The 18,156-nt window shown below is 70.5% G+C and carries 14 protein-coding genes; 12 read left to right on the forward strand and 2 right to left on the reverse strand.

Translation table 11 applies throughout. The annotated features are described in order from the left end of the window. Positions 1-49: 49 nt before the first annotated feature. The 5 genes from JIX55_RS22520 to JIX55_RS22540 all read left to right on the forward strand — a co-directional run bounded on the left by JIX55_RS22520 (position 50) and on the right by JIX55_RS22540 (position 9,699). Complete coding sequence (locus JIX55_RS22520; protein ID WP_257565103.1) at positions 50-2,458, forward strand: type 2 lanthipeptide synthetase LanM; 2,409 nt, start codon at positions 50-52, stop codon at positions 2,456-2,458. Then, entirely contained in the window at positions 2,455-3,735 is a 1,281-nt protein-coding gene (locus JIX55_RS22525) for a hypothetical protein (RefSeq protein WP_257565104.1), read from the forward strand. Before JIX55_RS22520 ends, JIX55_RS22525 begins: the two co-directional genes overlap by 4 nt. Further along, the gene (locus JIX55_RS22530) at positions 3,732-5,033 is read left to right on the forward strand and encodes a cupin-like domain-containing protein (protein WP_257565105.1); all 1,302 of its coding nucleotides are present in this window, start codon (positions 3,732-3,734) and stop codon (positions 5,031-5,033) included. The genes JIX55_RS22525 and JIX55_RS22530 overlap by 4 nt, the downstream gene beginning before the upstream one ends. Next, positions 5,005-6,366: a lanthionine synthetase C family protein gene (locus tag JIX55_RS22535; protein ID WP_257565106.1), complete on the forward strand. Its 1,362-nt coding sequence runs from the start codon at positions 5,005-5,007 to the stop codon at positions 6,364-6,366. Before JIX55_RS22530 ends, JIX55_RS22535 begins: the two co-directional genes overlap by 29 nt. 210 nt (positions 6,367-6,576) lie before the next feature. After that, a complete protein-coding gene (locus JIX55_RS22540; protein ID WP_257565107.1) occupies positions 6,577-9,699 on the forward strand; it encodes an FG-GAP repeat domain-containing protein in 3,123 nt (1,040 codons plus the stop codon). A gap of 283 nt (positions 9,700-9,982) precedes the next feature. On the opposite strand, the gene JIX55_RS22545 is transcribed toward JIX55_RS22540, so the two are convergent. Both JIX55_RS22545 and JIX55_RS22550 read right to left on the reverse strand, forming a co-directional pair. Beyond that, on the reverse strand, positions 9,983-10,288 hold the full coding sequence (locus tag JIX55_RS22545) for a hypothetical protein (RefSeq protein ID WP_257565108.1): 306 nt from the start codon (positions 10,286-10,288) through the stop codon (positions 9,983-9,985). 282 nt (positions 10,289-10,570) lie between these two features. Further along, positions 10,571-11,779 carry a GNAT family N-acetyltransferase gene (locus JIX55_RS22550; protein ID WP_257565109.1) on the reverse strand — a complete coding sequence of 403 codons (1,209 nt, stop codon included), beginning with the start codon at positions 11,777-11,779 and terminating at the stop codon, positions 10,571-10,573. A 359-nt stretch (positions 11,780-12,138) separates the two neighbouring features. On the opposite strand from JIX55_RS22550, the gene JIX55_RS22555 reads away from it, so the two are divergent. The 7 genes from JIX55_RS22555 (at position 12,139) to JIX55_RS22585 (ending at position 18,072) form a co-directional block, all read left to right on the forward strand. Next, a complete protein-coding gene (locus tag JIX55_RS22555) occupies positions 12,139-12,957 on the forward strand; it encodes a 4'-phosphopantetheinyl transferase family protein (RefSeq protein ID WP_257565110.1) in 819 nt (272 codons plus the stop codon). Positions 12,958-12,982: 25 nt separating this feature from the next. Next, on the forward strand, positions 12,983-13,732 hold the full coding sequence (locus tag JIX55_RS22560) for a thioesterase II family protein (RefSeq protein WP_257565111.1): 750 nt from the start codon (positions 12,983-12,985) through the stop codon (positions 13,730-13,732). 199 nt (positions 13,733-13,931) lie between these two features. Beyond that, positions 13,932-14,498 (forward strand): DedA family protein, encoded by a 567-nt coding sequence (locus JIX55_RS22565; RefSeq protein WP_257565112.1) that lies wholly within the window; start codon positions 13,932-13,934, stop codon positions 14,496-14,498. Between the two features lie 119 nt (positions 14,499-14,617). Continuing rightward, positions 14,618-14,941 carry an ArsR/SmtB family transcription factor gene (locus tag JIX55_RS22570; RefSeq protein ID WP_257569439.1) on the forward strand — a complete coding sequence of 108 codons (324 nt, stop codon included), beginning with the start codon at positions 14,618-14,620 and terminating at the stop codon, positions 14,939-14,941. Further along, a complete protein-coding gene (locus tag JIX55_RS22575) occupies positions 14,938-15,207 on the forward strand; it encodes a hypothetical protein (RefSeq protein WP_257565113.1) in 270 nt (89 codons plus the stop codon). The genes JIX55_RS22570 and JIX55_RS22575 overlap by 4 nt, the downstream gene beginning before the upstream one ends. A gap of 193 nt (positions 15,208-15,400) precedes the next feature. Next, positions 15,401-17,662: an MMPL family transporter gene (locus JIX55_RS22580; protein WP_257565114.1), complete on the forward strand. Its 2,262-nt coding sequence runs from the start codon at positions 15,401-15,403 to the stop codon at positions 17,660-17,662. Between the two features lie 191 nt (positions 17,663-17,853). Further along, complete coding sequence (locus JIX55_RS22585; RefSeq protein WP_257565115.1) at positions 17,854-18,072, forward strand: MbtH family protein; 219 nt, start codon at positions 17,854-17,856, stop codon at positions 18,070-18,072. Positions 18,073-18,156 lie beyond the last annotated feature (84 nt).

The following is an 18,156-nucleotide window of genomic DNA, read 5'->3' on the forward strand; positions in this document are numbered from 1 at the left end:
GAGGGCGGCTTTGTCGGATGCGCCGGCGGACATCGATCCGCTCTGGGTGATGCGTGCCCCGACCGGCGACGCCGGTCAGGACGTTCCCGCCGAACTTCCGGCGGTGGCACGGCGATTGATCGACGCCGTCCGCGAGGGCACCGCGGGCGGGCTGTTCCCGCCGGTCGTCACGGCCGGCCCGGAGGGAACGGTCACGGTCGACCGACTGCTCGGTGGCGCGGCGGACGCGCGGATGCTCGCGCACGCGCTCGGGGACCGGCGGTTCGCGCCGCTGCTCGCGTTGTTGGATCGGTTGGACGGCTGGTGTGTTTCCGCCGCGCGAAACTATTCGACGGTTGTCGCCACCGGAGTCCTTGACATTACCAACGCCGAAATTTTCGGACCGGTCGTTTCCGAAGCATTCGTGGCGTGCGCGACCGGGCGGCCACACTACGCCCGGGACCGGGTTGCGGAATGGGCGGCGCGCTGCGAGGCGTTTCTGACGCTCTTCCTCGACCGGTTACTGCGGGACATGAATACCTGCTGGCCAGAGGACCCGGCGTTTCGGGGACCGGTCGTCGGATTGTGGGCCCACGGCGAGGAAACCCACAACGGCCGCCAACGGGTGGTGCGCCTCGACTGCGCCGGCGGTGGCCGGGTCGCGTACAAGCCGCGTCCGGCGTCCGGCGAACTGCTGTTCACCGCGTGCGGCGCCGCCGACTCGCCGGCCTCCCTGTTCGAACTGCTCAACAACGCGCCCGCGGCGTCCGGTGAGATCCGGCTGCCGGTGCTCTCGTGCTGGTCCGGCGCCGACCAGGGGTATCTGTGGCAGGAGTGGATCGAGCCGCCCGCGCAGTGGGGGCCGATCCGCACCTCCGGGCCGTGGTCGCTGACCGGCACCCGGCTGACCCGACGGGAGGCGGCACGCTACTGGCACCGGACCGGCTCGCTGACCTCCGCGACGTTCGCCTTCGGGATCACCGACCTGATCGGCAGCAACGTGGTGACCGGGAGCAGGCCCGGCGAGCGCGAACCGCTGCTGTACCCGATCGATCTGGAGATCTACTTCTGCCGGATTCCCCGGCTCTACGACACAGGCCTGCTGTACGACCCGACCGCCGAGGTCGACCAGCACCACGTCGGTCTGGAGAACACCCCACGATGGTGCTCCGCCGAGGGCCCGCCGGTGTGCTGGCACGCGGAGCCGGCAGGGGCGCTGCGCCTGTACCGCCGCCGTCGGCCCTTCGCCCGGGACGAGACGAGGAACGTCGTCGCGGACTCCGATGGGCGGGCCGGGTACGGCCCCTACCTGACGGCGATGCTGCGCGGCATGTTCGACGCCTGGACCCTGATGTGCCGGCAGCGGCCGGCGATTCGGCGGTTCCTGTCGACCGCCACGGCCGGCCACTACGTCCGGGTGCTGCGCCAACCCACGTTCCGGTACTTCGACGCGCTGGTGCCACGCTGGCTGTCCGGCGGCGGCGCCGCACCGGTGCCCGCCGAGCCGGACGTCCACTTCGACCGGGCGGAACTCGACCAGCTCCGACGCATGGACGTGCCCTATTTCGTCCGTTCGCTGGAGGGCGGGCCGGTACTGCGGGTCGAGCCGCCGCCACTGCCGTTCGGGACGGCCCGGGTCGCGGCCCGGCCGGAACCCGAGGGCGGCTGGCCCCCGCTGCCGGCGCTGCTCGAGGGCGCCAACCTCGAACTCGCCGGTCTCGGAGTGGCACTTCGGGACGCGGTGGAGCACGTGTTCGACGACGTGACCGAGCACGTCGTCACGGACGAGTCGCTGGGTGTGCGGCTGCACCTGCAGAGTCCTGCCGAGGGCCAGGTCGGCTTCGACTGGCCGGAGGTGGGCAGGCGGGTCACCTACATCTGGAACAAGGAGAAGGTACGGCTGCGCATCGACGCGGTGGACGCGCCGGACATCCCGGCCGAGCCGGCGCCCGCCGGGGAGATCCGGCGCCGGCTGCTGCGCCTCGACCGGCTCGACGGTGCCCTCCGGATGCCGTGGGCGGAGGGCGGCATGGTCGACGGCGTCGCCGAGCGCCGCCTGCGGACCCTGACCGACGCCGGCATCGCGTGGCTGTCCGAGGTCGTGGCCGACCACGGGTGGCCGGGGCGCACGATGGTCGGTGCCGCGGCGGCCGCCGCCGCGAGTCGCCTCGTACAGCACGCGAGAGATCACCTGGACTTCCGTCGGCACTGTCTGGAGCTGATGCGGCAGGCGGCGGCGGACGGTGATCTCCCCTGGCGCGAAGTCGCGTCGCTGACCGACGAGTTGCGCCTCGCCGACGGGCTTCCCCAGGTGTACGGCACGAAGTTCGAGCCGGTGGCCGGGGAACTGGTGCCGTACCGGATCGAGGAGCCGGACGACGTGGACCGCCGGCGCGCCTCGATGGGCATGGAGCCCCTGGCGGAGTACGCGGACCGGATCCGGCAGCGGTTCCCCCTGGCGGGGAGGGAGGCATCATGACCACGCTGACCCACGAGGTTCGGCAGGCGCCGGACGACGTCGACTGGGCGCTGTTCGGGCAGCGGTACTGGGACAGGCGGCCCACCCGGCTGTGCGCCCGGCCGCCGGTGGGCCTCGACCGGATCCACGCGCTGACCGTTCAGTCGTGCGCACCGTTCCGCGCCGGCACCCGGTTCTGGGTGATGCCCGATGTCCGGTTCCTGGTCGGCGACGGCCGGCTGCGCGCGCCGGGCACACTGCTGCCGGACACCACCGACCGGACCCTGGACGACTACCTCGGCCGGCTGGATGCCGACGTGTCCGGGCAGGGCTACCTGCTGACGGTGCATCAGCCGCTGCTCCTGGACTTCGCGCTGTGGTCAGCGGTACGTGACGCGATCCGCGGGCTGTGGCGGGCGGTCGGCTGGCCGAATCTCCCGGTGGAAGCCGAGGTGCTGATCGGCGACCGGTTCACCCAGCACGCCGGCGCGACCGAGGCACCGACGCACGCGGCGCTGACCTGGGTGCTGCGCGGGCGGATGGACGTACGGCTGTGGGACGAGCGCGGCGGTCCCCCACCGGCCGCGGTCGCCGACCCGGACCGGGACCTGGACGGCGTGCACACCTTGAGTGCCGATGCCGGAGAGCTGCTGTACTGGCCGGGCGACCGGCGCCACGTCGACACCTACCGCGAGGGGTGTGTGGCGCTGCGCCTGCGGATTCCGGTCGACCGGCGGCTGCCGTTCACCGCCTTGCGGGATCTGCTCGCCGAGCTGGTGCACGGTCGGCAGGGCAACGACGAGACCGTGCCGTACTTCCCGTTCGGTCCCGGGTCCCGCGTCGACGAGCCGGGCGGGGTGTTGCCCCGTCTGACCGCGCTGGGCGACGAGTTGCGTACGGTCGTGGACGGCGAGCAGCTGCGCAGGATGCTGCGGGTCCGCTGGGCGGCGCTGCGTTCCGCGGCCGGTCTCGAACCGATTCCGGTGCCGCGCGAGGGCATCCCGATGACCCGGCGGACCCGGATTCGCCGGTCGGGCGAGATCGTCCGGATGCCCGACGGGCCGGGGCGCGAGGTGTGGGCGGTCAACGGGAACGTCTTCACTCTGCCGACAGCCGCGAGCGACCGCGCGTTCGCCGCACTGGGCGACGGCGAGGAGATCGGCGTCGCCGACGTGTGCCGGGCCCTCGGCGATGACACCACGAACGACAAGAGTGTCAACGACAAGAGTGTGCTCGCGCTGCTGGACAAGCTGTACCGGCTGCGCGGCATCGACGTGGTCGAGGTGCCTGCGCGATGACCGAGCTGACCGACACGGCCGACACGGCTCACACGGCCCACACGGCCGAGACAGTTGAGACGGCCGAGACCGCCGAGACCGCCGCGCTGACGGTGACCACCGGGGCGTCCTTCGACTGGGACACCTTCGTCGACCGGTTCTGGGACCGGAAACCCGTGCTGTACAAGGGTGTGGGCGGCGCACCGTTCGCCGAAGCGGAGGTGTTCGAGACCGCCGTGCTCGGCAGCAGGCCGCCGCATCCGCTCGCCGTGCCGGGGAACGTGCAGTTCCTCGTGGAGCGGCGGCAGCAGACGCAGCCGCGCGACTGTCTGCCGGACCTGTCGGACCGTTCGTTCGACAGCTACGAGCGGCGCATGGCCGACCGGTTGAACCGGCAGCGTTACGCCCTCGTGGTGCACCGGTTCCACGCGTTCTCCCATCCCTTGTGGGCACGCGCGCAACGGTTCTACGCCGGTCTGTGGGAGCGGGTCGGTCAGCCGACGCACACCGCGGGCTCCACGTTGTTCCACGGCTCCTACGAGCACAGCCCGGTCGGCGTGCACCAGGATCGCTTCGCCACCTTCATGTACTGCGTGCGGGGCACCAAGCGGATGCGATTCTGGGCCGAGCGCCCGTGGTCGGATCCGGTGCACACGATCCTCGACTACCAGCCGTACCTGGCGTCCTCGTTCGTCGCCGAGGTCGAGCCGGGAGATCTGCTCTACTGGCCGGCGCGGTACTACCACGTCGGGGAGAGCACCGGCGACGCACCGGCGACCAGTGTCAACGTGGGCATTCCCCGCCGCGAGCACCGGCCGTACTACGAGATCAAAGACCTCTTCCGCGGCACCGAACCGGTGGCGTCGGCCCCGTTGTTCACCCCGGATGCCGGTCCGGACGGGCAGCTGGCCGGTGCGTTGCCCACGGCCCTTGCCGACGCGGTGGACGCGTTCGCGGAGTGGCTGAGCGAGGACCGGTTCGCCGATCGGGCCACCTCTCTGGCCCTGCGGGTCAGAACGGCGGGCGGGTTCTGGCCGACCCGGCCGCCCGCCGGGCTCCGCCCGCTCGACGACGACACCCCCGTGCGCGGCTGCGCTCCCCTGCTGGCCGCGCCCGGCGACGGTGCCCGCAGGTTCGCCGCGAACGGCAACGTCTCGTCCGGCACGGTCGGCGCCGCGGCCCTCGCGGTCCTTGACCGGCTGAACGCCGGCGAAGTGGTACGCGTGAGCGACCTGCCCGTGCCCCAACGCGCGGAAGTCCGCCACCTGTTGCAGGAGTTGGAGAGTTTCCGTGCCGTCACCCGCACCGACACCGACTGACCGGGCGCCGGCCCACGGGGAGGCGGCCGCCAGGATCGTCGCCGAGATCGCCGACCGGCTGGCGGAGCCCGACCGGGTGGCCGGGATCGCGGGCGCGCCGGACAACCTGATGCGTTATCCGGGCAGCCCGCAACCGGTGTGGGATCCGCTGCTGCTCTTGGACGGTCACCCCGGAGTCGGGCTGCTGTTCGCGGAGTTGGCCGTGGGGGCACCGGAGCGGCGCCGTCGGGCACACGCGCACCTGTCCGCGGCGCTCGGCAGCGGGATCCGGCTGCTGCCGCAGTCACTGTTCGGCGGCATGGTGGCGCTCGCGTTCGCCGGGCACACCGCGGCCACCGGATTCGGCGGCTATGCCACGATGCTGGCCGGTCTCGACCGGCACATCACCGACCAGGTTCGGATGCGCGCGCGAGCCGACCGGGAGCGGGTGCGCACCGGAGAGCCGATCGGCGCGTGGGACCGCTACGACGTCCTCGGCGGCACCACCGGCATCGGCCGCTACCTGCTGGCCCGGTACGAGTCGGCGGCCGAGCCGGCCGTGCGGCAGGCGGCGGGGCTCGCGCTGACCGATGTGCTGGAGTCGCTGGTGGCCGTGGCGACCACGGACGACATCGCGCGCCACGGCACCCGGCTGCCCACGTGGTGGATCACCGATGGCCTGGAGCACGGCCTCGCCGAGCATGCCAACTTCGGTCTCGCACACGGCGTCTGCGGACCGCTCGCGCTCCTGTCGGTCTCCTGGCGGGCGGGGTTCCGGGTGGACCGTCAGGACGAGGCCATCGAGCGGATCATGGCGCTGCTGTCCCGCTGGCGCACGACCGACGACGCCGGCCCGCGCTGGCCGCACCTGGTCACGGCGGCACACATCGAGAGCGGGAAACCGCCGGAACGCGGGCGGGACTCGTGGTGCTACGGCGCCGCCGGTGCGGCGCGTGCCGTGTACCTGGCCGGCGCCGCCCTCGACCGTGCGGACTGGCGCGCCGACGCACATGCCGCCCTCCGTGGTGCGCTGACCGCGGCGAACGACGAGCTGATCCTCGACTCCGCGCTGTGCCACGGCTGGGCGGGCCTGCTTCAGATCGTGCTGCGCATGGCACACGACAGCGCCGACCCGAGCTACCACGCCGTCGCCGACGGGCTGGCGGTGCGGGTGATGGGCGGGTTCGACCCTGAGGCGCCGTTCGGTTTCCGCTACCGCCATGCTCTCGCGCCCCGCGCTCTCGACCGCCCCGGCTTTCTGGAAGGAGCCGCGGGCATCGCCCTCGCCCTCCACACCTACGCCACGGGGAACGTACCGGCGACGTCATGGGACAGCGCCCTGCTGGTGAGCTGAGCGCGGCCTCCCGGTGGCTGAATCCGTCGCTGTCCGTCCCCCATGCCGAGCGGCCTGTTCACCGAAGCACCGGAACCCGCCTGATTCCGGGGCCGAAGCCTGTCCACCACCCCCTTTCACCTGCGCGAGCACGCATTTTCCGCCACACCCCCCTGATAAGATCCGGCCACTTGTGCGAGGGCGCGGGCCCCCGCAGGGGAGGGAACTCACGTGGGCAGACACGCCCCGAGACGGGGCGGGCTGGCCGCTGCCGTCTCCTCGCTCGTCATCGCCGTCGTAGCGGCGTCCGTCACCGTCCTGACGGAGGGCAGCGGATCCGCGGACGCGGCCGGAGCCGACACCACAGCGATCACGCTGGTCGACCCCAGCACCACCACACCGCGTACCGACCGCCCGTACGTCGCCGGCGACAGCGGCTTCCTGCACCGGCAGACCGGCAGGCCCGGAATGCTGTGGACCGACTACGCGACGGGCAGGACCGTCACCGTCAAGAAGGCCGACGGCAGCGTCTACGCCCCGTCCACGGCCTGCTACTACATCGACTCCGAGTGCCGTACGGCCTGGTACGGGTCGGACAGCGACCTGGTCGCCCTGGCGCCGTCGTCGGTGACGTACTCGTCGTATGTCACGCTCTGGGACCCGGCCACGGCGACGACCCAGAGCCTGAGCTGGGCCGGCTCCACCACCCACGGCTACTACCGAGCCCTCGCCGGGAACACGGTCGTCACCACCTACTCCCTGATCGACAAGGTCGACGGCGAGTGGCGCCCCCGCAAGGTGACGGGTGACCCGACGGCCGTGGGGAGCACGGACGTCCTCGGCGCGGACTCCTCCGGCGTGCTCTGGTCGGTCGACACCGGCAGGATCGGCTACATCGACGTCGCCTCGGCCGTGAACACCCAGGTGTTCACCAACGCCACCTACGCCTCGCACCACGTGATGAGCGAGGACCGCATCGGCTGGTACCAGGCCGGCACCGCCGAGCTGCACCTGAAGTCACGCACCGACCTCGCCGCCGCCGAGCAGGTCGTCACGCTGCCCACGAACCCGGGGACGCTCGACGGCGACCCGGTCCTGGTCGGCGACTGGCTGCTGCTGCCGCTGTCCTCCAGCTCGCTCGGCTCCCAGCTGCTCGCGGTCAACGTGAACGACCCCTCGGTGCAGCAGACCCTGCTGGCGAGCGCCGGCGAGTACGCGCTGGCGGCCGGTGGCAGGAGCGCGCTGGTCTCCGGCGGCACCGACGCCACCGACTGGTGGGTGCAGCGGGTGCGCCAGGCCGAGGACGGCACGCTGAAGCTGGAGAAGGTCCAGCAGGCACCGGCGTTGGAGAACACCAAGACGGGCATCGCGCTCAGCCGCGGCAGCCTGCGCGTCGTCGAGGACGACCCGAACGCCATCGCGGACACCACGTCCGTGCGCACCCTCACCACCGACGGCTCCGCCACACTGACGGCGTCCGAGGCCACGGTGGGCGGCTCGATCCACTCCGCCCTCTGCCCGTACGAGGGCAGCACGTGCTCGGCGCTGTGGGGGAACCTCGACGCCCGGGACGTCTACCTCGACGCGGGCGGCGGCACCGACGAGGGCGAGGGCCTCGGCGACGACCGGCTGGTGGAGATCGGCGGCCACTACCTGGACTTCGGCGGCCAGGGCGGCCGAATCGTCGACGTCTCCGACGACTACGCCGTCTTCGACTCCGGTGGCACCACCCCGGCGCAGTACGTCGGCGAGTTCGGCCAGGGCCAGAAGCTGAAGCGGTCCGTGCGCGCCGCGGCCCTGAACGGCTCCACCCTCTGGAGCGCCACCACCACCGTCGGCACGCTCACCTCGTACAGCGTCCCGCTGGCGAAGACGCTCGCCACGGTGACCGTCCCGGGCCTGGCCTGCACGCCGAGCGAGCTCCAGGCGGCGGGCCGCTGGGTGTACTGGGCCTGCGGGACGGACTCGGCTGGCGTGTACGACACCAAGGCGGGTACGTCGACGGCGGTCACCCCCGGTGACGTGCTCCTCGGCGACGGCTTCACCGTCCGCCACGACCATGGCGCGGGCACGCTGGTGCTCACCGACGCGACCGCCGGCACCACCCGGGTGATCGCCTCCGACCTGGCCGACAAGGGCCTGACCGCGGACCGCCGTTACCGCTGGACGGTCGACGAGTACACCGGCCTGGTCGCCTGGTTCGACGACTACGAGCGCACGCACGTCACCACGACGGGCGTCGCCCCGTCCGCCGTCACGGCCTTCGAGACGTCGGCCGGCAGCTACGTGGACCCGGGTATGCCCTTCGAGGGCCACTGGGTGCTGTCCCGCCCGGTCACCTCCTGGTCGCTCACCTTCACCTCGGTGCAGAGCGGCGCGAACGGCAAGGCCACCCGTACGCTCACCGGCGGCACGACCCCGGGCAGGGTGACGGCGACCTGGAACGGCAGGACGGCGAGCGGGAGTTACTTCCCCAACGGCCACTTCACCTGGACCCTGAAGGCGACCGGCCTCGGCACCGCCGCGGCGAACACGGTGACCGGCGGCGAGGGCTTCCTGCAGCGCGGCGCCGCCGTGCGCCACGACTTCGTCAGCCCCGACGGCGCCGACGGCCGCGGCGACCTGCTCACCCTCAACTCCTCGGGCGGACTGACCTTCCACAGCGGCACGGGCACGGGCAGGTTCGGCGACAAGTACACGGGCACCGGCTGGCCGACGACCGTCAAAGCGGTCCCCTTCGGTGACCTGAGCGGCGACCGCTGCAACGACGTCCTCGTGCGCTACAGCAGCGGCGCACTGCGGCTGTACAAGCCGGGCTGCGGGGCGGCGGTCAAGCCGTCGACGTCGTACACGACCCTCGCGGCCGGCGGCTGGACGCAGTACGACGTCCTGACGTCGCCCGGCGACGTGAGCGGCGACGGCCGCCCGGACCTGATCACGAGGAACTCGTCCACCGGAGCGGTCTACCTCCACAAGGGCACGAGCGACGGCAAGCTCGCCTCCCGCGTCAAGCTCTACGACAACTGGAAGGGCTACAAGAAGATCGTCGGAACCGGCGACATCACCGGCGACGGCACCGCGGACCTCCTGGCCCAGGACACGTCCAACAACCTCTACCGCTACGACGGCAAGAGCGACGGCACGTTCGCGGCCCGCGTCAAGGTGCTGTCCAACTGGGGCGGCTCGTACAACGCGGTCGTCGGAGTCGGCGACATCACGGACGACGGCAGGCCGGACCTGGTCTCCCGCGACACCAACGGCAACGTGTGGCGCAACAGCGGGGACGGGAAGGGCTCGTTCGGCCCGCGGGCGCAGATCGCGAGCGGCTGGAGCGGCTACAAGTCCCTTTCGTAAGCGGTGAGTCGATGCTCCAAAGGCGCCCGGCGGCTTGATGTCGCCGGGCGCCTTCACTGCGCGGGGAGCTCCCGCCTCGTCTGCCGTCGAGCCAGGCAGAACCGAGCAGACGCGGTGCTTGCGGAGCGACGAGAGTCGGGGCTGAGCGGCCCGTCCCGTCCGGCGCTCATCCCAGACGGGGACGTCGTGCTGGTCGAGGGCGTCGGTTCTGGCTACAACCCGCGGCAGCGTGCGGTGAGACTCAGCGTGGAGACGACCGAGCGATGGCCGGTCAGGGGCCGATTCAGCCCTGGCGCAGGGTCAGGATGCAGAGCGAGTGGCCCTCGTCGGGGTCCCCGACATAGGTCCAGAGTTTCAGCGTCTTGCCCTCGCGCAGGGCCTCGTAGGTGGAGCTCACGCGATCGGCTTCGAACGACACCGTGACGCGGCTCTGTCCCTCCGAGCCATCGTCGCCCCAGGTACCCGATCCCGACCGGGGGTCGTTCTCCGGCCCATAGGCAGAGAAGTGGTAATCACCGCAGACATCATCGGCAGTGAACGTTCCGTCCGGCTTCAGCTCCAGTGTTCCGCCCGCGCCGTCGCCCCACATGGTCGCTGTCTGCGATCGGGGCAGCTCGGCCGGCTTGCCGTCCGGGACTGGCGGGAAGGCGAGCCTGCCACATGCGACAAGGGCGAACGCGACGGGAACGAGGACCAGGACTGACCGACAGGAACGCAACTCACGCCACCCCAACACTTTCGGCGGGACACACGAACGCCCCGGGTTCGACCGGTCGTCGAGCACGTGCCCGTCATCCTGGCAGCATTATTGAACATGTTCAACTGAGAACGGGCTCGACCTGCTTTCCCCGGAGCACCCACCGCCCGCAGGTCAGAAAGTGGTCCCGCAGAAGGCCGCCGTGCGGGTGCCGAACAGCCGGTCCGCGTTCGGCAGGGCCTTGCCGTCGGTCATCCGCAGATCGCCGATCCCGGCGAGAGTCGCGAAACTCGTGGTGCCGAGGTAGACCATGGCCAACGCGTCGACGTTCAAGGACAGTTGCGCTTGGTCCAATGTCGGCTCCACGCCGTCGGGTGAGATCCGAAAGCTTCCGGAGTTGGCGGGCAGCAGCTCGTCGATGACCTCCAGCACCAAGGGGTCACCGTCACCGTAGGCACGTGCGTCCAGCGCCTTCGGCAGGTCGACGAGCCGTAGCCACAGGTCGTCATCGAGTGAGTGGGTGCGGCAGGCCCGCCAGTTCACCAGCATTCCCTCGACGAGTTCGTCGGTCGGCCGGCGGCGTACACACACCTCTTCGACCAGGTCCACCCCCAGCAGGAAGCGCCACAGGCCCGCGACGGCCTCCGCGTTCGCCGCGTGGAAGTCCGTGACCATCAGCGTGACACGGGCGCCGGAATCCCCACTCCGCATCGCCCGGTACACGACGAAGCCGTCATCACCGTCCGGTCCGGAGTGCACGGCGACCACGGGACCCTTGCCCGAGCGCACCAGTGGCTCCCACTTGGCCTTCCACCAGGCCGCGGAACGTCCGATGACACCGGGCCGGTAGGGGCCGAGCCGTTCGTACACCCGGGGCAGCAGGCTGATCGACGACTCACCGTCGATCAGCCGCACCTCGCCGCCGCGGTGCACCTCGGGCCGCAGCCGGGCTTCCTGTGGGTACAGTCGCACCGCGCGGGACAGATTGCCGACCCCGTGGCCGAAGCGGCGGTAGATGGTCGCCTCGCTCACGCGGCTGCCCACCACGGAGAACCCCTGTTCCACGGCCAGGGCAAGGGATTCGCGCTCCAGCCGCGTGAAGACTCCACGCCGCGTACGGTCGGCGCGCACGCCGTTTCCGGTCGCGGCGGCCATGGGCACGGTCGCCCCGCCGGGCAGCGCGAGTCGCGACCGCAGGAGCCGGGTCGTACCGACCAGCTCTCCGCCCAGGAACGCGCCCAGAGCCAGTCCGGGCTCGTGGAGATCCCCCACGTACGCCCATTCCGCGTCGGAGATCGGTGGGGTGTGGTGCGCCGCTCTCGCCAGGTCGTGTGCGGCTCGATGATCCGACTTCGCAAGGACTCGGACCTCGGTCTCCGCCATGAGCCGTCCTCTCCGTGCTCGACGCTGTTCCGCGCAACTGTCCGTCCGCCTCCCTATAGCCTCTCTATACGCGCAGCCTCTGCCAGGCCGGGCGAGGAGCCGACCTGGCCGAGCACGCCGTGGTGGTACGGGGGCCTTCCGCGGCGGCGCCGTCCCGCCGCGTCGTCCGCGGCGCCCGCCTCGTGTCCTGCCCGGGGCCGTGGCGTATAGCGCGGATATAGCCGAGGGACTCAGAGTGAGGGAACGCCGTACCGGGGCCGTTGCGGCGTGGACGGGACGGCCACTGCGGGCGCTGGGTTCTGCCCCCCTCTACGTATGGAGTCGACCGTGCACTCCCCGTCGATCAAAGCGACCGGACGATGAACGACAGCCGCGGCCGTCTTGCCGCGACAGGCGCGGTCCATGTCTGGCACGGTCGCGTCCCGGACGAATGCACCCCGGACGACCTGGCCCTTCTCGATGACGAGGAACTCCGCCTCGTGCGCGGTAGACGCCCTCCGCTCCAGGCCCACTACGCGGGCGCGCACGCCGTGCTGCGCCGCTTGCTCGCCGATCACTATCTCGGCGGGCCACCCGGCGCGATCCGGTTCGGTCGGCACATCTGCCCGGCCTGCGGGGACCGCACCCACGGCCGGCCCCGGATCGTCCGGCCCGCCACCAGTCTGGAGTTCAGTCTCTCCCGGTCGGGTCCGCACTGGGCGCTGGCCGTCACCGCCGGGGGGAACATCGGCGTCGACATCGAGAGCGGGCACGACTTCGCTCCGGAAGGCGTGTCGGAACTGGCGCTGTCCGACCTCGAACTCGCCCGGCTGCGGGCACTGGAGCACGAGGACGACCGACGGCAGTTCTTCCTCCGCTCCTGGACGCGGAAGGAGGCCGTGCTGAAGGCCGTCGGGATCGGCATCGTCACGGACCTGCGCGCTCTGGACGTACTGCCCGCCGAAGCGGGTGCGGTGGTCGTCGAGCACACCGGGCCCGGTCCCCGCGGCAGATGGCTGGTGGAGGAGGTGGACCTGGGCCCCGGCCTGGTCGCCGCGCTGGCCAGGAAGGCGGGGCGGGGCAGCGGCCCCGTCGTCCTGCGCGGCCTCGCCGACGCGCGGGAGGGGACGGTCGTCGCACGGCCCTCGGCGCTCTCGTCGAAGCGGCGGGCCGCGCCGACCTCGTCGGCCGTCCGATGAGCGTAGTCGAGTGGTGCAGGAGCGCATGATGACGACGCAGAGCCCGTTCCGGCGGTTCGTGCCGCGCCCCCGGGCGCGAACGCGGCTGTACTGCTTCCCGCACGCCGGGGGATCCGCGAGCGCCTTTCACAGCTGGGCGCGCCTGCTCCCGGAGACGGTCGAGCTGATCGCCGTCCAGTACCCCGGGCGACAGGACCGCTACCGCGATCCCATGCCCGAGTCGATACCCGAGCTGGCGGACGAGATCGTACGGGGCATGGAGACGCCCTTCGACCGTCCCACCGCGTTCTTCGGGCACAGCATGGGCGCCGTGGTGGCCTTCGAAGCGGCCCGTCGGCTCCAGCCGCGCTTCCCCTCGCCGCTGGCCGCCCTGTTCGTCTCCGCGTGCAAGGCGCCCGCCGAACGCGCCCCCAGAGGGCTGTCGTTCGAGGAAGACGAGTTGCGGGCCTACCTCCGCGGGCTCGGCGGAGAGGGCGCGCGGGCGCTGGAGGAGGACGAGGAGCTGTGGCGGATCGCCTATCCCGTCCTCTCCGGAGACCTGCGTGCGATCGACAAGTACGAGTACACCGGGGGCGCTCCGCTGACTTGTCCGCTGGTCGTTCTGGGCGGCGACCGGGATCCGTCGGTCGCGCCCGCCGACCTGGAGCTGTGGAAGGACTACGCCATCGGCGGCGCCGAGGTGCACGTCGTCGACGGCGGGCACTTCTACTTCGACGAGTCACTGCCCCGGACCACCGGGATCCTGGCCGCGAAACTTGAGCAACTCCCCGTCTGACAAGCCGAGTTCGGCCATGGTGGCGGGTTCCGTATGCCTCACCCTCCGAAACCCTGAGACCGCCGGCCCGCAACCCCTAGGGGTTGACTCTCAGATACCCCTGGTCCCTGCCGTCGGCTGTTGATAACCGGCTTGGCACCTGCCAACGTTTGTATGCGGGTGCAGTCAGGAACACAACAAACCAAGGGAGTTGGTGGGCATGGACAGCGCGCACTGGATGTACGCGCTCCTCATCCTCGTCACCCTGCCGCCCATGGTGCCGAACTCCGCCCTGCTGGCGAGTGCGGGAGCCCTCGCCGCGACGGGCGGCCTCGACCTCGCACCCCTGGCGCTCACCCTCCTGATCAGCGCGGTGCTGGGAGACCTCGGAGTCTTCTGGATGGGCCACAGGTCGCGCGGTCGCGCGCTGGCCTGGCTGTCGCGGGACGCCCGGCGCCGCTCGACACTGGAGTGGACGGCGCGGCGGATCCAGCGGTACGGCGTGCCCTCGGTGATCGCGATGCGCTTCGTGCCCACCGGGCGCGGCACGGGCGGACTGGCCGCCGGGATCGTGGGTTACCCGGTGCGCAAGTACCTGATGGGTGCGGGGATCGCCGAGGCCGTGTTCCTCTCGTACACCATCGGCTTCGGCTACCTGGGCGGTCGGGTGCTCTCGGACGACATCCCCCCGTTTCTCATCGGACCTGCGATCTCGCTGCTCATCGCGGGCGGCGTCATGGTCGTGCAGCAGGTGTTACGCCGACGCTCCAACAGGCCTGTGTTGTGAGCGAGTTGGCGATGGGAGTGCTTGATCGACATGACTGGAAACCCCTTCATGTACCTGCTAACGTCTGTTGGCATGTTCGGTGTGTCACTGTGAGAATCTCCTTCCGCGACGGGGACGACATGGTGCATGTGTTGGCGACACTGGCCAACCCGCACCGCCTTCGGGTCGTGGCCGCCCTGTCCCGTCGACGCAACTATGTGAGCCAGTTGGCCCGCGAGCTGGGTATCAGCCGCCCCCTGCTCCAGGCCCACCTGAGGAAGCTCGAGGCCGCAGGCCTCGTCTCGGCCCACCTCGAGATATCGAGTGACGGAAAGGCCATGAAGTTCTACGAGGTGTCTCCTTTTACGCTCAACCTCACACCGGAAACCATCGCGGCCGCAGTGCTGACGCTCAGCTCGCGCGATGCCGTCCAGCCGGACGGTGAGAAAGGATCTCCTTCATGAACTCCCGGGGCTGGCAAGAAGTCATCGGAGCCGTCGGCATTTTCGGCATGGTCATCGTGATCGTCACGATCGTCGTCTGGAACATGGCCGCGACCTGGCGCGCCAGAGCCATTCTCGCCCGCGACTACGAGTATCGGACCCTGGCCGAGAAGGCGAACCGGAACCAGGACGCCATCGAGCAGAAGCTGACCGATATCGACGAGCATCTCGCCGATCTGCGGAGCCGTATGCATTCGGTCGAGCGCGTCCTCAAGGAGATCGAGTGACGAGATGACAGAACCGGGCCGTCAAGCGGCAACTTGACGGCCCGGCAGAAGGCAGCAACGCCTCGCCGTTGGCGAGTCTTCAGCGCATCGCCCCTTTCGGGAAGGACCCTAGTTCATGCCGTCCAAGCGCAAACCAACCACTACGCAGAGTGATCGACCGGTCACCGGGTCGCCGGATCGCGAAACGTCGGAAGTGCCCACAAGAGGCGACTTATCCGGTGGTGGAGGTCAGGGCGCTTTCATCGAGCGGATCGCCGGCTGGTCGATACGGCACCGCGCACTGGCGATCGGCGGTTGGCTGGGCCTCGTCGTCGTAGCGCTGTTCGCCAGCGCCGTGTTCTCCGGATCCAGTGCCAGGACGGAGGATCCGGGTGAGTCCGGCGCCGTCAAGCGGGTGCTGAGCGCGCAGAAGAACTACGAGCCGACCCTGGAGAACGTCCTCATCCAGCCGCGTGACGGCGGCGGCGGGGAGTTCCTGGACGACCCGGCGCTCGTCAAGGCCGCCGAGGACCTGGTGGCCGAGTTCGACAAGACGCCGGGAGCGGTCACCGGCCTGCGCACCCCGATGAATCCCGGGTCGGAACAGCAGATCTCGGAGGACGGCCGCTCCGGTCTGGTCACCTTCTTCGTGGCCGGCCCGAACGAGGAGATGACCGCGCACTTCGACGCGGTGACCGAGGCGGTGGACAGAGTCGCCGACCGGAACAAGGACGTACGGGTCGTACAGGCCGGTGACGTGAGTCTGTCCCGTGCCGTCGACGACGCCGTCAAGAAGGACTTCGCCAGTGCGGAGACCACCGCGCTGCCGATCACCCTGGTGATCCTGCTCTTCGTCTTCGGAGCCCTGGTCGCGGCGTCGATCCCGCTGATACTGGCGGCGACCACGGTCGTGGGCACCTTCAGTCTCATCGCCATCCTGGAGCGGTGGGTCGCCGTCAACAGCGCCGTCACCTCGATGATCCTGCTCATCGGCATCGCGGTCAGCGTCGACTACTCCCTGTTCTACCTGCGGCGTGAACGCGAGGAGCGGGCCGCCGGACGCGGTGTGACCGAGTCGCTGCAGATCGCCTCCCGGACCTCGGGCCATGTCGTCATCGTCTCCGGCCTGACCGTGATCCTGTGCCTGTGCGGCCTGCTCCTCAGCGGCCTCGGCGTGTTCCGCGGTCTGACGCTCGGCACCGCTCTCGTGGTGGGCCTGGCGATGATCGCCTCCGTGACGGTGCTGCCGGCCCTGCTCGCCACCCTCGGGCACCGCGTCGACAAGGGCCGCATCCCGTGGCTCGGCAAGCGCCGGACGACCGTGGCCGAGTCCCCCGGCTGGGAGAAGCTGGCGCGCGCCGTCGTCAACCGCCCGAAGGTGTGGGGCGGTGCCGCGGTGGTCGCGCTGCTCGTGATGGCGGCGCCGGCCGTCGACATGCGTCTGCAGGACGCCGCCGTCGTCAACAGCCTGCCGCGCAGCGCCCCCACGGTGGACGCCGCGATCCGTATGCAGGAGGCCTTCCCCGGCTCCCCGACCCCCGCGCGAATCGCGATCTGGGGCGTCGACGGCGGGAAGTCGGACACTCCCGAGGTGAAGGCGGCGGTCGACGGACTCCACCAGCAGATCGCCGACAGTGACGGTCAGCTGGCGGGCCCGATCTCGACGGTGCAGGTCGACGACGTCCTCATGGTGCGCGTTCCGCTGGCGGGCAGCGGCACCGACGAGGTCTCGAACAACGCCCTGGAACGGCTGCGGGAGGTCGCCCTGCCGGCGACCCTCGGCAAGGTCGACGGCATCGACTACGCGGTCGGCGGCCGGACCGCGTTCGCCGAGGACTTCAAGGAGCAGCTCACCTCACGGGCGGCGCTCGTCGTCGGGTTCGTCCTCGTCCTGGCGTTCGCCCTGCTGCTGATCGTGTTCCGCTCGCTGGCCATTCCGCTGGTCTCGATCGCACTGAACCTGCTGTCCATGGGCGCCGCGTACGGCGTGCTGACCTGGGTGTTCCAGGACGGCGCCTTCAGCTCACTGCTCGGCTTCACCCCGTACGGAGGCGTGGCCGGCTGGCTGCCGCTCTTCATGTTCGTGGTGCTGTTCGGCCTGAGCATGGACTACCACATCTTCATCCTCAGCCGGATCCGGGAGCGCAGGCTGGCCGGAGCCACCACGCGGGAAGCCGTCGTCGGCGGCATCGCCGCCAGCGCCGGCGTCGTCACCAGCGCGGCCGTCATCATGACGGCGGTGTTCACCGTCTTCATCACCCTCTCCGCCATCGAGAACAAGATGATGGGCGTGGGCATGGCGGTGGCCATCCTCATCGACGCGACCATCGTGCGCGGCGTGCTGCTCCCCGCCGCCGTGGCCATGCTCGGTGAACGGGCCTGGACCCTGCCGGGGCGGCTGAACCGACTGCCCGGCAAGGGCGAACAGTCGCGGCCGGCACCCGTCGCCGCCACCACGGGCGCACACGCCGAATAGGCCCGCCCCCGGAACACGCACACCCGAAGCCCTCCGGCCCGGGACCCGACTTCGAATCGGGTCCCGGGCCGGAGGGCTTCTTGGCCGGATAGCTCCGATATAGACGGAGTATTGGGTCGCCGAGAAAACTGATCGAACAGATATGGAATGCCCGAATGCCGTTTACCGACGGCTTCTTGAAGGGGTTTGTCATGGCTGACGAACAGGATGACGGCCAGATCTACCGTGTCGTGGTCAATGACGAGGAGCAGTATTCCATCTGGTGGGCGGACCGGGACCTTCCCGCCGGTTGGCGCGCGGAGGGCACCGAGGGAAAGCGTGCGGAATGCCTCACGCATATCGGTGAGGTGTGGACGGATATGCGCCCCTTGAGCTTGCGTCGTCGCATGGAGCAGGCAGCGGGGAACTGACCTCTCGCTGTCCCGGCACATCTAAGAAAAGCCCGACGGTTTGTCGGACACGAATGGGTCACTCAATAGCGGCGGCAGCGGGAG

Source organism: Streptomyces sp. DSM 40750, assembly GCF_024612035.1.
In the GTDB taxonomy this organism is placed as follows: domain Bacteria; phylum Actinomycetota; class Actinomycetes; order Streptomycetales; family Streptomycetaceae; genus Streptomyces.